The 17,470-nt window shown below is 63.7% G+C and carries 17 protein-coding genes and 1 pseudogene; 2 read left to right on the top strand and 16 right to left on the bottom strand.

Annotation, left to right across the window (positions count from 1 at the left end; genetic code table 11):
• From F6X40_RS20160 to F6X40_RS20145, 4 genes and pseudogenes are all read right to left on the bottom strand, one after another.
• Positions 1–152, bottom strand: a pseudogene (locus tag F6X40_RS20160) (electron transfer flavoprotein subunit beta/FixA family protein); the annotation flags it as partial.
• Positions 153–387: 235 nt separating this feature from the next.
• Positions 388–1,185, bottom strand: a complete 798-nt coding sequence (locus tag F6X40_RS20155; protein ID WP_184027728.1) for a MetQ/NlpA family ABC transporter substrate-binding protein — start codon at positions 1,183–1,185, stop codon at positions 388–390.
• Between the two features lie 48 nt (positions 1,186–1,233).
• The gene (locus tag F6X40_RS20150; RefSeq protein WP_187628972.1) at positions 1,234–1,887 is read right to left on the bottom strand and encodes a methionine ABC transporter permease; all 654 of its coding nucleotides are present in this window, start codon (positions 1,885–1,887) and stop codon (positions 1,234–1,236) included.
• Positions 1,877–2,911 (bottom strand): methionine ABC transporter ATP-binding protein, encoded by a 1,035-nt coding sequence (locus F6X40_RS20145; protein ID WP_187628971.1) that lies wholly within the window; start codon positions 2,909–2,911, stop codon positions 1,877–1,879. The genes F6X40_RS20150 and F6X40_RS20145 overlap by 11 nt, the downstream gene beginning before the upstream one ends.
• Positions 2,912–3,150: 239 nt before the next feature.
• Between F6X40_RS20145 and F6X40_RS20140 the strand changes: the two genes are divergently transcribed.
• The gene (locus F6X40_RS20140) at positions 3,151–4,056 is read left to right on the top strand and encodes an alpha/beta hydrolase (protein WP_090801301.1); all 906 of its coding nucleotides are present in this window, start codon (positions 3,151–3,153) and stop codon (positions 4,054–4,056) included.
• Between the two features lie 27 nt (positions 4,057–4,083).
• Here the strand turns inward: F6X40_RS20140 and F6X40_RS20135 are convergent, their stop codons facing one another.
• On the bottom strand, positions 4,084–4,893 hold the full coding sequence (locus F6X40_RS20135) for an enoyl-CoA hydratase (RefSeq protein ID WP_187628970.1): 810 nt from the start codon (positions 4,891–4,893) through the stop codon (positions 4,084–4,086).
• A gap of 79 nt (positions 4,894–4,972) precedes the next feature.
• Entirely contained in the window at positions 4,973–5,896 is a 924-nt protein-coding gene (locus F6X40_RS20130; RefSeq protein WP_090801305.1) for a histone deacetylase family protein, read from the bottom strand.
• 334 nt (positions 5,897–6,230) lie between these two features.
• Between F6X40_RS20130 and mltB the strand changes: the two genes are divergently transcribed.
• Positions 6,231–7,409 carry a lytic murein transglycosylase B gene (gene mltB, locus F6X40_RS20125; RefSeq protein ID WP_187628969.1) on the top strand — a complete coding sequence of 393 codons (1,179 nt, stop codon included), beginning with the start codon at positions 6,231–6,233 and terminating at the stop codon, positions 7,407–7,409.
• A 112-nt stretch (positions 7,410–7,521) separates the two neighbouring features.
• Here the strand turns inward: mltB and cysM are convergent, their stop codons facing one another.
• From cysM to cmk, 10 genes are all read right to left on the bottom strand, one after another.
• Entirely contained in the window at positions 7,522–8,424 is a 903-nt protein-coding gene (gene cysM / locus F6X40_RS20120; protein ID WP_090801307.1) for a cysteine synthase CysM, read from the bottom strand.
• A gap of 238 nt (positions 8,425–8,662) precedes the next feature.
• Positions 8,663–9,037: a ComEA family DNA-binding protein gene (locus F6X40_RS20115; protein WP_090805416.1), complete on the bottom strand. Its 375-nt coding sequence runs from the start codon at positions 9,035–9,037 to the stop codon at positions 8,663–8,665.
• 78 nt (positions 9,038–9,115) lie between these two features.
• Positions 9,116–10,108 (bottom strand): ADP-glyceromanno-heptose 6-epimerase, encoded by a 993-nt coding sequence (rfaD, locus tag F6X40_RS20110; RefSeq protein ID WP_184011054.1) that lies wholly within the window; start codon positions 10,106–10,108, stop codon positions 9,116–9,118.
• An 85-nt stretch (positions 10,109–10,193) separates the two neighbouring features.
• Positions 10,194–11,201, bottom strand: a complete 1,008-nt coding sequence (gene rfaE1 / locus F6X40_RS20105; RefSeq protein WP_090801312.1) for a D-glycero-beta-D-manno-heptose-7-phosphate kinase — start codon at positions 11,199–11,201, stop codon at positions 10,194–10,196.
• Positions 11,167–12,570, bottom strand: coding sequence for a UDP-glucose dehydrogenase family protein (locus F6X40_RS20100; RefSeq protein ID WP_187628968.1), 1,404 nt, complete (start codon positions 12,568–12,570; stop codon positions 11,167–11,169). Before F6X40_RS20100 ends, rfaE1 begins: the two co-directional genes overlap by 35 nt.
• Positions 12,571–12,696: 126 nt before the next feature.
• A complete protein-coding gene (gene lapB, locus F6X40_RS20095) occupies positions 12,697–13,872 on the bottom strand; it encodes a lipopolysaccharide assembly protein LapB (protein WP_187628967.1) in 1,176 nt (391 codons plus the stop codon).
• 70 nt (positions 13,873–13,942) lie between these two features.
• Positions 13,943–14,236 (bottom strand): lipopolysaccharide assembly LapA domain-containing protein, encoded by a 294-nt coding sequence (locus tag F6X40_RS20090; RefSeq protein ID WP_184027701.1) that lies wholly within the window; start codon positions 14,234–14,236, stop codon positions 13,943–13,945.
• 298 nt (positions 14,237–14,534) lie between these two features.
• A complete protein-coding gene (locus tag F6X40_RS20085; RefSeq protein WP_006050255.1) occupies positions 14,535–14,858 on the bottom strand; it encodes an integration host factor subunit beta in 324 nt (107 codons plus the stop codon).
• 21 nt (positions 14,859–14,879) lie between these two features.
• Complete coding sequence (rpsA, locus tag F6X40_RS20080; protein WP_187628966.1) at positions 14,880–16,613, bottom strand: 30S ribosomal protein S1; 1,734 nt, start codon at positions 16,611–16,613, stop codon at positions 14,880–14,882.
• Positions 16,614–16,777: 164 nt separating this feature from the next.
• Positions 16,778–17,464: a (d)CMP kinase gene (gene cmk, locus F6X40_RS20075; protein ID WP_187628965.1), complete on the bottom strand. Its 687-nt coding sequence runs from the start codon at positions 17,462–17,464 to the stop codon at positions 16,778–16,780.
• Between the last annotated feature and the right edge of the window lie 6 nt (positions 17,465–17,470).

Genomic DNA, 17,470 nt, shown 5'->3' with positions numbered 1-17,470 from the left:
TCCTTCAGACGCACCGCTTCTTCAACCGCGATTTCGTCGAACGGGTTCATCGACATTTTCACGTTCGCGATATCGACGCCCGTACCGTCCGATTTCACGCGGACCTTCACGTTGTAGTCGACCACTCTTTTCACTGGCACCAGAATTTTCATGCACACGCTCCAAAGTTACGAATACGTCAACCCGATGAACATTATAGCGACTGCCCTCATGACAGCCGTGTCGCGGGCGCTTTGCGGGAGGATATCGCTCCTCAGCGGAGTGACGGCAATACCGAACGATCGTTCTATTTTAATCTCCAAAAAACCCGGGAGACAACCCCGGGTTCCTACTCAGACCTCTAATTTCGCATTGCCGTCGTGTTCTGCGAGGTCCGCGGGCGTTGCATCACCAGGAGGTGATCACCGAGCCGCCGAATTTGCTGTCGACGAACTGCTTCACTTCCGGCGAGTGGTACGCCGCGACGAGCTTCGCGACCCACGGCTTGTTCTTGTCCGCTTCGCGAATCGCGATCACGTTTACGTAGGGACCTTTCCGGTCCTCGATCGCGATAGCGTCCTGCGTTGGCTTGAGGCCCGCTTCCATCGCGAAGTTGGTGTTGATCGCTGCGGCATCGACATCGCCCAGCGAACGCGGAATCTGCGCCGCGTCAAGCTCGACGATCTTTAGTTTCTTCGGATTGTCGACGATGTCGAGCGGCGTCGCCTTCAGGCCCGCCTCGGCGCGCAGCTTCAGCAAGCCCTGCTTCTGCAGCAACAGCAGCGCGCGGCCGCCGTTGGTCGGGTCGTTCGGCACGGCGATCTTCGCGCCCGGCTGCAGTTCGGCGAGCGACTTCACCTTCTTCGAGTAGATCCCCATCGGGTACGTAACCGTATCGGCGATACGGATCAGCTTGTAGCCGCGATCCTTCACCTGCGCCTGCAAGTACGGGTCGTGCTGGTAGCTGTTCGCGTCCAGATCGCCGCCCGCGAGCGCCGCGTTCGGCTGCACGTAGTCGGAGAATTCGACGATCCTGATGTTCAGGCCGTTCTTCGCGGCGACCGTCTTCACGACGTCCATGATCTGCGCGTGCGGGCCGCCGGTGACACCAACCTTGATCGTGTCTTCGGCATGCGCCGCGGTGGTGGCGAAGAGCGTTGCCGCGCCGAATGCGGCGGCCAGCTTGAGAATGAAGCGACGTTGCATGATGGACCTTTTCCGAATCTTTATTAGCGGGCTTCCGAACGCCCTTGTTTATTTGTGGCTCAGACGACGCACGAGCCAATCCCCAAACGACTGCACCAGTTGCACGAACACGATCAGTATCAGCACGACCGCGAGCATCACTTCCGGCAGGAAGCGCTGATAGCCGTAGCGGATGCCGAGGTCGCCAAGACCGCCGCCGCCGATCGCGCCGGCCATCGCCGAATAGCCGACCAGCGACACGAACGTGATCGTCAACCCGGCGACCACCCCCGGCAGCGATTCCGGCAACAGCACCTTGAAGACGATCTGGCTGGTGGTCGCGCCCATCGCCTGGGCCGCCTCGATGAGCCCGCGATCGACCTCGCGCAGTGCCGTTTCGACCAGGCGCGCGATGAACGGCGCCGCGGCGATCGTCAGCGGCACGATCGCGGCCGCGGTGCCGATTGACGAACCGACGACAAGTCGCGTAAACGGAATCACCGCGACCAGCAGGATGATGAACGGCGTCGAGCGCACCGCGTTGACGATCACGGCCATCACGCGATTCAACGCGACGTTTTCGAGCACGCCCTGGCGGTTGGTCAAATACAGCAGCACGCCGAGCGGCACGCCGACCACAGCGCCAATCAGTCCGGAGACGCCCACCATGATGAGCGTCTCCCAGAACGACTGGACGAACATATCGAACATTTCACTCAACATGCGAGAGCTCCTCCACTACGACACCCTGCTCGCGCAGAAACGTGATCGCCTGCGCGACCTTGGCCGGATCGCCGCCCGCGAGTACCGCGAGCGAGCCGAACGCCTGCCCCTGGATTTCGTCGATCTGGCCGTGCAGGATGTTGAAGTCGAGCTCGTAGCGGCGAATCGTCTCCGACAGGATCGGCTGATCGACGCCCGAACCGGTGAACGCGAGGCGCAGCAGATGGCCGCTGCCGGTCTTCAACCGCTGCGCGACGCGCGCCTTCATGGCGGGCGGCAGCTCCTGCGCGATCACGTCGCCGATCAGCGCGCGCGTGACTTCGTGGTGCGGCTGCAGGAACACGTCGATCACCTTGCCCTCTTCGACGACGCGGCCCGCGTCGAGCACCGCGACGCGATCGCAGACCTGCTTGATCACGTCCATCTGGTGAGTGATCAGCACGATCGTCAGGTTCAGTTCGCGGTTGATGCGCTTGAGCAGATCGAGGATCGCGCGGGTGGTTTCGGGGTCGAGCGCGGAGGTCGCCTCGTCCGACAGCAGCACCTTCGGCTTGCTCGCGAGCGCACGCGCGATGCCCACGCGCTGCTTCTGCCCGCCGCTGATCTGCGCCGGATAGCGGTCCTTCTGCGCCGACAGACCGACGAGCTCGAGCAGCGGCAGCACGTTCGCCTCGATCTCGTCGCGCTTCATGCCGGCCAGTTCGAGCGGCAGCGCGACGTTCTCGTACACGGTGCGCGACGACAACAGATTGAAGTGCTGGAAGATCATGCCGATCTCGCGACGCGCGTCGCGCAGTTGCGCGGCGGGCAGCGTCGTCAGATCGCGGCAGTTGACGAGGATGTTGCCCTCGGATGGGCGCGTCAGCAGGTTGATCGTGCGCACGAGCGTGCTCTTGCCCGCGCCGCTGCGGCCGATGATGCCGAACACCTCGCCCGCCGGAATCGTCAGATTGACGTTGTGCAGCGCCTCGACCCACCCCCGGGACCCGGCAAACCGCTGGGAAACATTGCGTATTTCGATCATGGACAAACAAAAACGGCGGAGGCTGCCGGCGAGCATCGTGCTCCCGACAAGCGGCCGCCGTTTCTTTTATTGGGATTTGAGGTCGTCATTCTACCGCAGCGACGACATGCCCTTTAATAATCAATTTCGATCTTTTCATAACCTGCGGGCATTAGAGCCGCGCCTTATGCACGAAGCTCACGCGCTTCGCGCCGCTACGACTATGATCGGGCCACTCTCCTTCAGCACAGGCCGCCGCCATGCAGACTTCTCCGAGCCACACCGTGCGCGCGAGCGCCGGCAGTCTCAATAAAGATGCGCCGCAGCGCGGGTCGGTGACGACCGGCGATGGCATCGAATTGCCGCTGTATCGCTGGCGGCCGAACGGGCCCATACGCGCGACGGTCGCGCTGCTGCACGGCCTCGCCGAGCACGCCGGCCGTTACGCCGCCGTTGCGGGCCGGCTCAACGCGGCGGGCATCGAACTCGTCGCGATCGATCTGCGCGGCCACGGCCACGCGCCCGGCAAGCGCGCCTATGTGAAACGCTTCGACGACTACCTGCTCGATGCGCAGGCGCTGCTCGACGCCGCCGCGCAAAGCTGTGCGCCGTTATTCCTGATGGGTCACAGCATGGGTGGCGCGGTGGCGGCGCTGTATGCGATAGAGCGCCTCGACGCGAGCGGGCGGCGCCTCGCCGGCCTGATCCTGTCGAGCCCCGCGCTCGCGCCGGGCCGCGACGTGCCGAAGTGGATGCTCGCGCTAAGCCAGGTGATCAGCCGCGTCTACCCAACCTTCCCGGCGATGAAGATCGACCCTGCGCTGCTCTCGCGCCTTCAGCCGGTGGTCAAAGCCAACCTCAACGATCCGCTCGTGCATCACGACGCGATTCCGGCGCGCACGGGCGCCGAGCTGCTGCTCGCGATGGCGCGCATCGAACGCGGACGCGCGAGGCTGCGCATGCCGCTGCTCGTGTTTCATGGCACCGACGACAAAGTGACCGAGCCCGACGGCAGCCGCGCGTTCGGCGAGCACGCGGGCTCGCCGGACAAGACGCTCACGCTGCACGAGGGTAGCTACCACGAGACGATGAACGACCTCGATCGCGATCGGGTGATCGAGGCGTTGGTCGAGTGGATCGAAAGGCGGGCGGTGGGACCGAGTTGACAAGACGCGGCGCTTGCTGGCCGTCGACTACCGCTTCCACTTCGGCGCGCGTTTGTCGATGAAAGCCTGCACGCCTTCGAGCGCCGAGTCGTCCATCATGTTGCAGGCCATCGTCTGCCCCGCGAGCTGGTACGCGGCTTCGATACCCATTTCGAGCTGCCGGTAGAACAGGCCCTTGCCCGCGCTGACAGCTTCGACCGGCTTCGCGCAGATGCTCGCGGCGAGCCGCGCGACTTCGTCGTCGAGCGCATCGGTTGGGGCGACGCGGTTCACGAGCCCCTGCTTGCGCGCTTCGGCGGCGTCGATGAAATCTCCGGTCAGCAGCATTTCTAGCGCGGCCTTGCGCGACAGGTTGCGCGACAGCGGCACCGACGGTGTCGCGCAGAACAATCCGAGGTTCACGCCCGATACGGCGAAGCGTGCGGTATCGGCGGCGACCGCGAGATCGCACATTGCGACCAGCTGGCAGCCGGCGGCGGTCGCGATGCCATGCACGCGCGCGATCACCGGCTGCGGCATGCGCTGGATCGTCAGCATCAGCTTCGTGCAGCGCGCGAACAGTTGCTGGTAATAAGCAAGCGATGGCGCCGCGCGCATTTCCTTCAGGTCGTGCCCCGCGCAGAACGCGCGGCCAGCGCCGGCGATCACGACCACGCGGGCATCGGTCTTCGCGATCCCGGTCAGCGTCTGCTGCAGTCCGTCGAGCAACGCTTCGGACAGCGCGTTGAACGCATCGGGCCGGTTCATCGTCACGCGCACGACGCCCGCTACGCGATACGCGTCGTGTTCGATCGTGACCAGCGACGCGTCGCCGGTGCTGGCGGGACTGGCGTTCATGGCTCGCTCCTCGGTACGTGAATGTCGATTTTCGCTCGCTGGCTTTCGAGCCACTGTCGCCGCGTGCAGTCGGGCAACCTCAGATCTCCGCCAGCGACCGCACGTGCGCGACCACGCTGCGCCCGAGCGCCGACAGGTTGTAGCCGCCCTCGAGACAACTGACGATGCGCCCACGCGCATAACGCCGCGCGATCTCGCGCATCTGGTCGGTGATCCACGCGTAATCGTCTTCGACGAGGCCCATGTTGCCGAGGTCGTCCTCGCGATGCGCGTCGAAGCCGGCCGAGATGAACAGCATCTCCGGCCTGAATTCGTGCAGGCGCGGCAACCACAGCATATCGACCGCTTCGCGCACGGCCATGCCGTTCGAACGCGCCGGCATCGGCACGTTGCACATGTTGGACGCCTGGTTGTCGGCGCCCGTGAACGGATAGAACGGGTGCTGGAAGATACTGCACATCAGCACGCGCGGGTCGCCCGAGAACGCGGCCTCGGTGCCGTTGCCGTGATGCACGTCGAAGTCGATGATGGCGACGCGCGCGAGACCATGCACGTCGAGCGCGTGGCGCGCGGCGATCGCGATGTTGTTGAAAAAGCAGAAGCCCATCGCACGCGCCGGCTCCGCGTGATGGCCCGGCGGCCGCACGCTGCAGAACGCGTTGTCGTAGCGGCCTTCGATCACCGCGTCGGTGGCGGCGACCGCCGCGCCCGCCGCGCGCAGCGCGGCCTGCCACGTGTGCGGATTCATCGTCGTGTCGGGATCGATCTCGGCGACGCCCTCGACGGGCGAGCGACCGCGGATGTAGTCGACGTGCGCCTGCGTGTGCACTCGCAGCAGCGCGGCCTCGTCGACGAGCGGCGGCGATTCGCGCTCGATCAGCGCGTCGATGCGGCTTGCGATCAGTTGATCCTCGATCGCCTGCAGGCGCGCGGGACACTCGGGGTGCCACTGCCCCATGTCGTGCAGCAGACAGTCGGGGTGGGAATAGAAGCCTGTTGCCATAGTTCGTGTTGTGCGTCTCTTCTACGGCGCGACGCATGAACTGCGCGCGCGGCGTGTCTCCGTCGAGCGGCGCGCGCCCCCGCGCGCCTCCATTCGTCAAGTTACCACACGACGCCGCTGTCGCCGATTCAGCACGGTTTTGCGGGAGTCGTCGGATATACTTCCCCGACCCGTTATTCGCCGTTTCGTTCCTGCCGCTTTCCGACTGCTTCCAGCCTTTCACGCATCGCGCTCACTGCTCACCATGACCGTCAAGCTTGCTCTGTCCGCAGGATCCCCACGCCACCGGCCTCGCCTCGGCACCCACGCCGCCTCACTGATCGTCGCATCGTGCATGTTCATCGCAGCAAGTCCCGCGAGCGCGCAAAGCGCCACGAGGAAAGCACCGGTGCAACTCGCGCAGAGCCAGCCGCAGCAGCCGGTACCGCAAGGACAGACGTTCGAGGAAGAGATCATTCCGCAGCGCTATGCGCACAACGCGAACGTCGATGCGTTCATCAACGAGATGGTCGCGCGCTACGATTTCGACGAAGCGTCGCTGCACGCGCTGTTCACCGGCGTCAGCTACTCGGCGACCGCAGTGAAGCTGGTCACCCCGTCATCGACGCCGTCGGTCAAGAACTGGCGCTCGTATCAGGCGCGCTTCCTCGACCCGGTGCGCGTCAATGCCGGCGTGCAGTTCTGGCGCGAGAACCGGGCCACGCTGCAGCGCGCGTATCAGGAGTTCGGCGTGCCGCCGGAGATGATCGTCGGCATCATCGGCGTCGAGACGATCTACGGTCGCTACATGGGTAATTTCCGCGTGCTCGATGCGCTGACCACGCTGAGCTTCGATTATCCGAACACCGCGAATCGCGCGGACCGCCAGGCGACCTTCCGCAAGAATCTCGAAGACTACCTGGTGTGGACGCGCGACGCGCAGATCGACCCGAACACGGTGCTCGGCTCGTACACCGGCGCGATCGGCATTCCGCAGTTCCTGCCGAGCAGCATCGTCCAATACGCGGTCGACTACGAAGGCAACAAGCGCATCGATCTGCGCACGAGCGATGCGGATGCGATCGGCAGCGTCGCGAATTATCTGCGCCAGAACGGCTGGGAAAGCGGCCGGCCGGTGGTATGGCGAATCGGCTCGGACGCGGGCAGCCTCGGTGTCGCGCAGGCCGCGGCCAATGGGCAGCCGGAGCCGCACTGGCCGCTCGACCAGTTGCTGCGTGCCGGCCTCGTGCTGAACGAGCCGAACGTCGACATTGCTTCCGAAGCGGGCACCCCGGTCACGGTGGTCGATCTGCCGACACCGGGACGCGGCACCGAGTTCGTGCTCGGCCTGAAGAATTTCTACGTGCTCACGCGCTACAACCGCAGCTTCTTCTATGCGCTCGCGGTGTATCAGCTGGGTCAGAAGGTCAAGGCGCAGATGCAAGCGATCGACGCGGCGAATGCCGCAAAAGCGGCCAACAACGGCAGCGCGTCGCAAGGCCAGGCGGATCAGTCGAACTCAGATTCGCAGTGAGTCGCGGCGCGAGTCGCCGCGGGCGCCTCGCGTTGAAAGACGCAAAAAAAGCGCCGGCTCGACCGGCGCTTTTTATTAGCTCGTGTGCCCGCGAAGGCGCCCGGCGACCCGCTTACGCGGGAAATACCCCCGTGGACAGATAACGGTCGCCGCGATCGCAGACGATGAACACGATCGTCGCGTTCTCGACCTGACGCGCGATGCGCAGCGCGACTTCGCACGCGCCACCCGACGAAATGCCCGCGAAGATGCCTTCGACCGACGCCAGGCGGCGCGCCATCGCCTCGGCCGCGGATTGGCTGACGTTCTCCACGCGGTCGACGCGGCTGCGGTCGAAGATTTTCGGCAGATACGCTTCCGGCCATTTGCGAATACCCGGAATACGCGAGCCCTCTTCCGGCTGCGCGCCGATGATTTCGATCTGCTGGTTCTGCGTTTTCAGATACGTCGACACGCCCATGATCGTGCCGGTCGTGCCCATCGACGACACGAAGTGCGTGATGCGCCCTTCCGTGTCGCGCCAGATTTCCGGGCCCGTGCCTTCAATGTGCGAGGCCGGATTGTCCGGGTTCGCGAACTGATCGAGGATGATGCCCTTGCCTTCGCGCTGCATCTGCTCGGCGAGATCGCGCGCGTACTCCATGCCGCCTTTGACAGGCGTCAGGATGATTTCCGCGCCGTAAGCGGCCATGCTCTGGCGGCGCTCGACCGACAGATCTTCCGGCATGATCAGCACCATCTTGTAGCCGCGGACTGCGGCGGCCATCGCGAGCGCGATGCCGGTGTTGCCGCTCGTCGATTCGATCAGCGTGTCGCCCGGCTTGATGCGTCCGCGCGCTTCGGCCTTCTTGATCATGGACAACGCCGGCCGGTCTTTCACCGACCCCGCAGGATTGTTGCCCTCGAGCTTCGCGAGGATCACATTGTTGCGGCTACGGATCTCGTCGTCGGGAAGCCGGACGAGTTGTACGAGCGGCGTATTGCCGACCGTGTCTTCAATCGTTTGGTATGCCATATGGGGTCTAGCGATCGATGCGCGAAAGAGTGTCTTCAATCCATCGATTCTAAACCACGATCTCCGGCGCTGCCCTGCAGCCCTTCTGTCCGCATGGATGCATGGCGGTTGCTACGCAAAAAGCCCGCGGCTGCGAGCCGCGGGAAAACGTGTGTACCAATCGATGCAATGGAACGTTCGCGAACCCTGCGCGCCGCAAGCCGCTCGTCAGCATGGCACGCGCACGGCTCGCGGCCGCTTACTTCTTCACCGCCACTGCGGCGGCGCCCTTCTGCGTGGCGGCGGACGCGGCCGTAGCGGCCGGCTCCTTGCCCGCCGCAGCTGCCGCAACCTGCGTGCTAGCAGCCGCGCCAGCCGGTCCGACAGCGAGACCCTCCGCCTGCAGGCGCTCGATGGTGTGCCCGCCCATGCCCTTGACGCGCTTGCCGAAATCCGCCGCGTCCTTGAACGGGCCGTGCGCATTACGTTCCTCGACAATCGCTTTGGCTTTTGCCGGACCGATGCCCTTGATGCCGCGCAGCGCGTCTTCGTTAGCCGTATTGACGTCGACCGCCGCATACGCGTGGCCGAAAGCGGCGAGCATCGCCGCGGTAACCAGTACTTTTCGAAACATATTGGAATCTCCCTGTTGCCACTGGCCGGCGACCATCACCGGCCAGGAGATTCCAGTTTAAAGAGGATGACGTACGAATCACACCTGGCCGAACAGCCAACGCACGTAACGATCGACACCTTCCTGCACGCTCAGAAACGGCGCGTCGTAGCCGGCCGTGCGCAGTTTCGACTGATCGGCCTGCGTGAAGCACTGGTACTTGCCGCGCAGCGCGTCGGGGAACGGAATGTATTCGATCAGCCCGCGTTGCACCTGATCCGCGAGCGACAGCGCCGGCTCGTTGTTCAGCGCGCGCAGCGTGTTGACCACGGTGCTCGCGATATCGTTGAACGGCTGCGCGCGGCCGGTGCCGAGATTGAAAATGCCTGACTTCTCCGGATGATCGAAGAAGAACAGGTTGACCTTGACGACGTCTTCGACCGAGATGAAATCGCGCGTCTGCTCGCCGGCCGCATAGCCGTTGTACTCGCCGAACAGCTTGACCTTGCCCTCGGCGCGGAACTGGTTGAAGTTGTGAAACGCGACCGACGCCATGCGCGCCTTGTGCGTTTCGCGCGGACCGTAGACGTTGAAATAACGGAAGCCCACGATCTGGCTCTTCGCGGTGGGCAGCACGCGGCGAATCACCTGATCGAACAGGAACTTCGAATAGCCGTACACGTTCAGCGGCTGCTCGACCTCGCGCTCCTCGACGAAGCGGCTCGAGCCGCCATACGTCGCCGCCGACGACGCGTACAGGAACTGGACGTTCTGCGCGAGGCAGATGTCCAGCACGTCGCGGCTATAGCGGTAGTTGTTGTCCATCATGTAGCGGCCGTCGGTTTCCATCGTGTCCGAGCAGGCGCCTTCGTGGAATATCGCGCGCACCTTGCCGAAGTCGCCGCGCCTGAAGCGCTCGACGAATTCGGTTTTGTCGAGATAGTCGTCGATTTCGCAGTCGACCAGATTCCTGAACTTGTCCGCACGCGTGAGGTTATCGACGGCGATGATGCGCTGTTCGCCGCGCTCGTTGAGCGCCTTCACGAGATTGCTGCCGATAAAACCGGCCGCGCCGGTGACGATGACGGTCATGGTGATCCTGCGGTAGTGAGCTTCGTTCAGTCAACGCCGCGCGGGGTCCGCTGGTCCGTCGGACGACGGCGCCCCGCGGGCTGCATCAGGAAAAGAGTTCGTCGTAGTCGACGGTGGCGGTGCCCAGTTTGCCGACCACGATGCCGGCCGCGCGATTCGCGAGTCCCACCGCGTCGACGAGCGAAAGACCCGCGCCGAGCATCGCGGCGAGTGTCGCGATCACGGTGTCCCCCGCGCCCGAAACATCATACACTTCGCGCGCAACGGCCGACGCGTGCAGGATGCCATCGTCGGAGAACAGCGTCATGCCCTCCTCCGAGCGCGTCAGCAGCAGCGCCTTGAACTGGAGCTCGGCGCGCAGCTTCGTGACGCGCGCGATCAGATCTTCCTCGGACTTCCACTGTCCGACGACCTCGCGCAATTCCGCGCGATTCGGCGTGATCAGCGTCGCGCCGCGATAGCGCTCCCAGTCGTCGCCCTTCGGATCGACGAGCACCGGTTTGCCGGCCGCGTGCGCCTTCGCGATCATTTGCGTGACGTGCGTGAGGCCGCCCTTCGCGTAGTCGGACATCAGGATCACGTCGTACGATGGCAGCAGCTCGTCGAAACGCGCGAGGCCCGCGAGCAGCACCTCGTGTGCCGGCGAGTTTTCGAAATCGACGCGCAGCAACTGTTGCTGACGCGACAGCACGCGCAGCTTGATCGTCGTCAGCAAGGCCGGATCGCGTTCCAGATGCGGCGTGACGCCGCTTTCGCCGAGCAGCTGCACGATGCGCTCGCCGGGCTCGTCATGACCGACCACGCACAAAAGACCCGCCTGCGCGCTGAGCGCGACCGCGTTGCGCGCGACGTTCGCCGCGCCGCCCAGCCGATCTTCCTGGCGCTGCACGTGCACGACCGGCACGGGCGCCTCCGGAGAAATACGGTTGACGTCGCCGAACCAGTATCGGTCGAGCATCACGTCGCCGACCACCAGCACGCGCGCCGCGTTGAGCTGCGCGCGCGGCACGACCGTGAGCTTCTGCGCCGTCGTGGACGCGGGCGCCGCGGGCATGGCCTCAGGCATCGACCGGAAGTTCAGAGGGTTGGGCATAGGGGCGTCCAATGGCGTGGTAGTCGATACCGAGCTCGGTCATCGCGTCCGGTTCGTACAGGTTGCGGCCGTCGAAAATCAGCAGTGTCTTCAGCACCGATTTCAGATGCACGAAATCAGGACTCTTGAACTCCTTCCATTCGGTCACGATCACGAGTGCGTCGGCGCCGATCAGCGTTTCGTCCTGAGTGCTCGTGAACGTGAGACGCGCCAGCTGCTCCGGCGCAGCGTGCAGATCCATCGCGAAGACGCGACGCGCCTCGGTCACGGCGACCGGATCGTACGCACGCACGTTCGCGCCGCGCGCAAGCAACTCGCCGATCACGCGACGGCTCGGCGCCTCGCGCATGTCGTCGGTATTCGGCTTGAACGCGAGACCCCACACCGCGAACGCGCGGCCGCTCAAATCCTCGCCGAGCTTCGCGGTGATCTTGTTCACGAGCACGTCCTTCTGCTGGTAGTTTACTTCCTCGACCGCCTCGAGAATCCGCAGGTTGTGGCCGCTCTCGCTCGCGGTGCGAATCAACGCCTGCACGTCCTTCGGGAAGCACGAGCCGCCATAGCCGCAGCCCGCATACAGGAAGTGATAGCCGATGCGCGGATCGGAACCGATGCCGCGGCGCACCGCTTCGATGTCGGCGCCGACCTTGTCCGCGAGATTCGACATCTCGTTCATGAACGAGATGCGCGTCGCGAGCATCGCGTTGGCCGCGTACTTGGTGAACTCGGCCGAGCGAACGTCCATGTACAGCGTGCGTTCGTGATTGCGGTTGAACGGCGCGTACAGACGCTTCATCATTTCGCGCGCCCGCACGCCCGGTTCGTCTTCGTCGATACCGATCACGATACGGTCGGGGCGCATGAAGTCGTCGACGGCCGCACCTTCCTTCAGGAACTCCGGATTCGACACGACCGAGAAGCGATGCTGCGCGCTGCCGGCGAGCCCGCGTTTCGCGAGCTCTTCATTGATCACCGCGCGCACGCGCTGCGCGGTGCCGACCGGCACCGTCGATTTGTCGACGATCACCTTGAAACCATTCATCGTGCGGCCGATGTTGCGCGCGGCCTCGAGCACATATTGCAGATCGGCGGAGCCGTCTTCGTCGGGCGGCGTACCGACCGCGATGAACTGCACGTCGCCGTGCGCGACGCTCGCGGCGACATCGGTCGAGAACGTGATGCGGCCAGCCGCGCGCGTGCGGGCGATCATCTCCTGCAAGCCCGGTTCGTGAATCGGCACGCCGCCTTTGTTGAGGATGTCGATCTTGCGCTGATCGACGTCGAGACAGAAGACGTCATTGCCGATTTCGGCGAGACATGCGCCGGTGACAAGGCCCACATAGCCGGTGCCGATAATGGTGATTTTCATACGCTTTCCGGTGGAAGGTTCCGGTAATGAATGCCGCTCATGAGGCCGGCGATAAACTCGTTGCGAAATTCGCGGAGCGGTTGCGTCGCAATGAACGCCGACGCGGCCAAAGCCGCCCGTGCGGCGTCAACTCGACGCGGTAATCGGCTCGACGCGGCGCGGTGCATAGGTTTCCCAACCGCTGCATCCGGGGCACTGCCAGTAGAAAAGCCGCGCCCGGAAACCACAATTCTGGCACGTATAGCGTGGCAGATTCTTGGTGCGCTGGCGGATCAGTGTGTGCATCAGTTCGAGCTCGCTGCGCCGCGGCTCTTCGGCGACGGCCTGCTGCGCTTCGAGCAGACGCGTCATGCCGGCCAGATTCGGCGACTTCTGCATCTGCGTGCGCGCGAGCGCATGCGCGGCATCGGCGCCGCGCAGCGACGCGACGTGCTGATACGCGACGTCGAGCAGATCGTTGCTCGGATGACGGTCGACCCACGTGGTCAGCAGATCGGCGCCCTCCTGCGCGCGGCCGAGCGCTTCATACGCCTTCATGATTTTCTCGGCGACGAGCGGCAGATACGCGGGGTTCTGCTCCTCGACGCCGCGCCATTGACCGATCGCCGCTTCGGACGCGCCGCCGGCCGCGTCGACGTCGCCGAACAGGATCGTCGCGCGCACGTTGGTCGGGTTCGCCTTCAGCGCGAGACCGAGCTGATGACGCGCTTCGTCCGGTTTCTTCTGCTGCAGCGCTTCCTGAGCAAGTTCGCAATGGAACTGCGCGATTTCCTTCTCGAGCGACGGCGCGCCCATCGTTTCGAGATGTCGCGCGGTATCGATCGACTTGACCCAGTCCTTCTCGATCTCGTAGATCGTCAACAGCGCGCGTTGAGCGCCGAGTGCGTAATCGCCCGCCTGCAGCGAGCGGAAGGTTTCCTCGGCACGGTCGAGCAGACCCGCTTTCAGGAAGTCCTGGCCGAGTTCGTACAGCGCGTGATCGCGCTCACTGACAGGCAGGTCCGCGCGGCTCAGCAGATTTTGATGCACGCGGATCGCTCGATCCGTTTCGCCGCGCCGGCGGAACAGATTGCCGAGCGCGAAATGCAATTCGACCGTTTCAGGGTCGAGCTTGACGACCTCGATGAATGCGTCGATCGCCTGGTCGGGCTGCTCGTTGAGCAGGAAGTTCAGGCCGCGAAAATAGGACCGCGGCAGGTTCGCGCTCTCGGACAGCAGCGTCTTGAGGTCGTAGCGCGCCGCCATCCAGCCGAACGCGAATGCGACGGGTATGACCAGCAGCCACCAGAAGTCTAGATCCATGCGATTAATGCAAATGTGCGGGAAAGCGAAAAACGAAAAGCCGCGCTCAGAGCGCGCGGCGCAACGGAGTTCAGATCAGCGGCGGCATCGGCGGCTGCTCGACGACGGCTGGAGTTTCGCGCGCCACGCGCAACTCGCGCCTGAGCCGGCCATTCTCCATGCGCAGACGTACGACGGCCGGCACCGCCGACACGAGCCCCGCAAGCAAGCCGATCACGAAAAACGCGAGACCGATCAGAATCAGAGGCGCCGACCAGACGTAGCCGGCGAGGAAATTCAGCGTAGCGGGTTGCGTGTTGGAGAGCGCCAGCACCAGCAGCAGCACGAACACCAGCACACGGATCAGCCAGACGATAAATTTCATGAATAGATCTCTTGACGGCAGTTGCGGGGTGACGCCGGCTCGATGACGCGTCGCGCCACGGTGTTGCCCGCGCCGAAGTGACCCGTATTGTAATGGATGACCTCGGGGCTGGGCAGCAAGTGGCGGGATGGCGCACTGACGGGTGATTCGCGAAATGCAAAGGCCGCACCGGAAGGCGCCCTCTTCTCAAACGATGGTCGAAAAAAAAGCGCCCGAAGGCGCTTTTCCTGGTCTTTTGCCGACTGGCTTTGGCCGCTGACGCTAGCTATGCCACGCTGCAAGACGCACAGCGGACTCATTAAAGGTCGTCATCCGGCTCTTCGGCCTTCAGCGGCTCGCCCGCGCGACGATCCACCCGCTCGCGCAATTCCTTGCCTGGCTTGAAGTGCGGTACGTACTTCTCAGGTACCAGCACCTTCTCGCCCGACTTCGGATTGCGTCCAACGCGGGAGGGACGGCGGTTGAGCCCGAAGCTGCCGAAGCCTCGAATTTCGATGCGATGACCTTTGGCAAGTGCCTCCGACATCGCATCGAGCATCGTCTTCACCGCGAAATCCGCATCCTTGAGAACAAGTTGCGGAAACCGCGTAGCCAGCTGGGCGACCAATTCCGATTTGGTCATACTGCAGCAGACCTCTCAGGCTTACTGGTTCTGGCCGTCGAGCTTGGCCTTCAGCAGCGCGCCGAGGTTCGTCGTGCCGGTAGCGGCTGCGCTCGAATCCGAAGCAGCGAGACCGCGGATGGCTTCCTGCTGCTCAGCCGAATCCTTCGCCTTGATCGACAGGTTGATGCCACGCGACTTGCGATCGATGTTGATGATCATCGCGTTGACCTGGTCGCCTTCCTTCAGCACGTTGCGAGCGTCTTCCACGCGGTCCTGGGCGATTTCCGAAGCACGCAGGTAGCCTTCGACTTCACCCGACAGCTGGACCACAGCACCCTTCGCGTCCACCGACTTGACAGTACCGTCGACGACCGAACCCTTGTCGTTCATTGCAACGTAGTTGCTGAACGGGTCGCCTTCGAGCTGCTTGATACCCAGCGAAATACGTTCCTTCTCGACGTCGATGCCGAGAACGATCGCTTCCACTTCGTCGCCCTTCTTGTACTTGCGAACGGCTTCCTCGCCGGTTTCGCTCCACGACAGATCCGACAGGTGAACCAGACCGTCGATGCCGCCCGGCAGACCGATGAACACGCCGAAGTCGGTGATCGACTTGATGGCGCCGCTGATCTTGTCGCCCTTCTTGAAGTTGCGGCTGAAGTCGTCCCACGGGTTCGGCTTGCACTGCTTCATGCCGAGGCTGATACGACGGCGGTCTTCGTCGATTTCGAGAACCATGACTTCGACTTCGTCGCCCAATTGGACAACCTTCGACGGAGCAACGTTCTTGTTGGTCCAGTCCATTTCCGACACGTGGACGAGGCCTTCGATGCCCGATTCCACTTCGACGAATGCGCCGTAGTCGGTGATGTTGGTGACCTTACCGAACAGACGCGTGCCCGACGGGTAACGGCGCGAGATGCCTTCCCACGGATCGTCGCCCAGTTGCTTGATACCGAGCGAAACGCGGTTCTTTTCCTGGTCGAACTTGAGGATCTTCGCGGTGACTTCCTGGCCAACCGACAGAACTTCGCTCGGGTGACGCACACGACGCCATGCGATGTCCGTGATGTGCAGCAGGCCGTCGATACCGCCGAGGTCCACGAACGCGCCGTAGTCGGTGATGTTCTTGACCACGCCTTCGACGATCGCGCCTTCCTTCAGCGTTTCGAGCAGCTTCGCGCGCTCTTCGCCTTGCGTTGCCTCGATGACAGCGCGGCGCGACAGCACGACGTTGTTACGCTTGCGGTCGAGCTTGATGACGCGGAATTCGAGCGTCTTGCCTTCGTACGGGGTGGTGTCCTTGACCGGACGCGTATCAACCAGCGAACCCGGCAGGAACGCGCGAATGCCGTTGACCATCACGGTCATACCGCCCTTGACCTTGCCCGTGATCGTGCCGGTTACGAGTTCGTTGTTGTCCAGCGCCTTTTCCAGCGACAGCCACGAAGCCAGACGCTTCGCCTTGTCACGCGACAGGATGGTGTCGCCATAGCCGTTTTCCAGCGCGTCGATCGCGACGGAAACGAAATCGCCCGCCTGCACTTCTACCTCGCCCGCGTCGTTCAGGAACTCTTCGAGCGGGATGTAGGCTTCGGACTTCAGACCAGCGTTCACGACCACGAAGTTGTGGTCGACACGCACGACTTCCGCGGAGATCACTTCGCCAGCGCGCATGTCCTGCTTGGTCAGCGACTCTTCGAACAGAGCCGCAAAAGATTCGGTATTCGGGGTAGAGGTTTGCAGGTCGGACATAAAAATCAGAGTTTGCATGGTCTTCGCAACGCCTGGCTCACCGGACTGGTCAGCAACTGCGGCAAATACGCGAACGCCACGCGGGGTTAAAGGGTTAAAAAAACAACGCTTCGCGACCATCGCGAAGCACCTACCAACAACAGGACTGCCGCTGTCTGGCCACTACCGCATGACCGTTTCAGTTACGCATGCGGGACCAGCGCTTCATACCATTGCACCACCTGCTCGACCGCCTGGTCGACCGACAATGCGGAGGTATCAAGCAGTTTTGCATCCGCCGCGGGCTTGAGCGGCGCGGCCGCGCGCTGACTGTCACGCTCGTCGCGCTCACGCAAATCCCGGAGCAAGTCATCTATATTAGCAGAAAATCCTTTTTGGATCAATTGCTTATGCCGGCGCGTCGCGCGGGCCTCGACGCTCGCCGTCATGAACACCTTCAGCACGGCGTCCTGAAAGATCACGGTGCCCATGTCGCGCCCGTCGGCGACGAGCCCCGGCTCCTTGCGAAACGCCCGCTGACGCGCCACCAGCGCGGTTCGCACCTGCGCGTGAACGGCGATCGCCGAGGCGCAGCCGCCCACTTCCTCGGCACGAATTTCGGTCGATACATCGACGCCGTCGAGCTGCGCGAGCCCCTCGCGAAACGTGATATGGAGGTCGTCGATCAGTTTGACAAGTGCGTCGACGTCGTCCGCCGCGATGCCGTAGCGCAGGCTCGCGAGTGCCGCGAGCCTGTAGAGCGCGCCGCTGTCGAGCAGGTGAAAGCCGAGGTTGGCGGCCACCATCGCGGCCACAGTGCCTTTGCCGGAGGCGCTGGGGCCGTCGATCGTAATGACGGGCGTCTGGTGAAAGGGACGGATCGGTTTCATCTAAAA

The sequence above is a fragment of the Paraburkholderia sp. UCT31 genome, assembly GCF_014397655.1.
Lineage (GTDB): Bacteria > Pseudomonadota > Gammaproteobacteria > Burkholderiales > Burkholderiaceae > Paraburkholderia > Paraburkholderia tuberum.
Note: the sequence above shows the minus strand (reverse complement) of the source record. Positions and strands in the feature narration are given on the sequence as shown.

Bases quoted from the DNA above. Each gene is read 5' to 3' on its own strand.
- F6X40_RS20135 (WP_187628970.1), bottom strand. From the start codon at position 4,893: ATGAACGCCAGTCCCGCCAGCACCGGCGACGCGTCGCTGGTCACGATC.
- F6X40_RS20090 (WP_184027701.1), bottom strand. From the start codon at position 14,236: ATGAAATTTATCGTCTGGCTGATCCGTGTGCTGGTGTTCGTGCTGCTG.
- lapB (WP_187628967.1), bottom strand. From the start codon at position 13,872: ATGGATCTAGACTTCTGGTGGCTGCTGGTCATACCCGTCGCATTCGCG.
- rfaD (WP_184011054.1), bottom strand. From the start codon at position 10,108: ATGACCGTCATCGTCACCGGCGCGGCCGGTTTTATCGGCAGCAATCTC.
- rfaE1 (WP_090801312.1), bottom strand. From the start codon at position 11,201: ATGCCCAACCCTCTGAACTTCCGGTCGATGCCTGAGGCCATGCCCGCG.
- F6X40_RS20155 (WP_184027728.1), bottom strand. From the start codon at position 1,185: ATGCAACGTCGCTTCATTCTCAAGCTGGCCGCCGCATTCGGCGCGGCA.
- F6X40_RS20145 (WP_187628971.1), bottom strand. From the start codon at position 2,911: ATGATCGAAATACGCAATGTTTCCCAGCGGTTTGCCGGGTCCCGGGGG.
- F6X40_RS20140 (WP_090801301.1), top strand. From the start codon at position 3,151: ATGCAGACTTCTCCGAGCCACACCGTGCGCGCGAGCGCCGGCAGTCTC.
- mltB (WP_187628969.1), top strand. From the start codon at position 6,231: ATGTTCATCGCAGCAAGTCCCGCGAGCGCGCAAAGCGCCACGAGGAAA.
- F6X40_RS20085 (WP_006050255.1), bottom strand. From the start codon at position 14,858: ATGACCAAATCGGAATTGGTCGCCCAGCTGGCTACGCGGTTTCCGCAA.
- F6X40_RS20130 (WP_090801305.1), bottom strand. From the start codon at position 5,896: ATGGCAACAGGCTTCTATTCCCACCCCGACTGTCTGCTGCACGACATG.
- F6X40_RS20100 (WP_187628968.1), bottom strand. From the start codon at position 12,570: ATGAAAATCACCATTATCGGCACCGGCTATGTGGGCCTTGTCACCGGC.
- cysM (WP_090801307.1), bottom strand. From the start codon at position 8,424: ATGGCATACCAAACGATTGAAGACACGGTCGGCAATACGCCGCTCGTA.
- F6X40_RS20150 (WP_187628972.1), bottom strand. From the start codon at position 1,887: ATGTTGAGTGAAATGTTCGATATGTTCGTCCAGTCGTTCTGGGAGACG.
- cmk (WP_187628965.1), bottom strand. From the start codon at position 17,464: ATGAAACCGATCCGTCCCTTTCACCAGACGCCCGTCATTACGATCGAC.
- rpsA (WP_187628966.1), bottom strand. From the start codon at position 16,613: ATGCAAACTCTGATTTTTATGTCCGACCTGCAAACCTCTACCCCGAAT.
- F6X40_RS20115 (WP_090805416.1), bottom strand. From the start codon at position 9,037: ATGTTTCGAAAAGTACTGGTTACCGCGGCGATGCTCGCCGCTTTCGGC.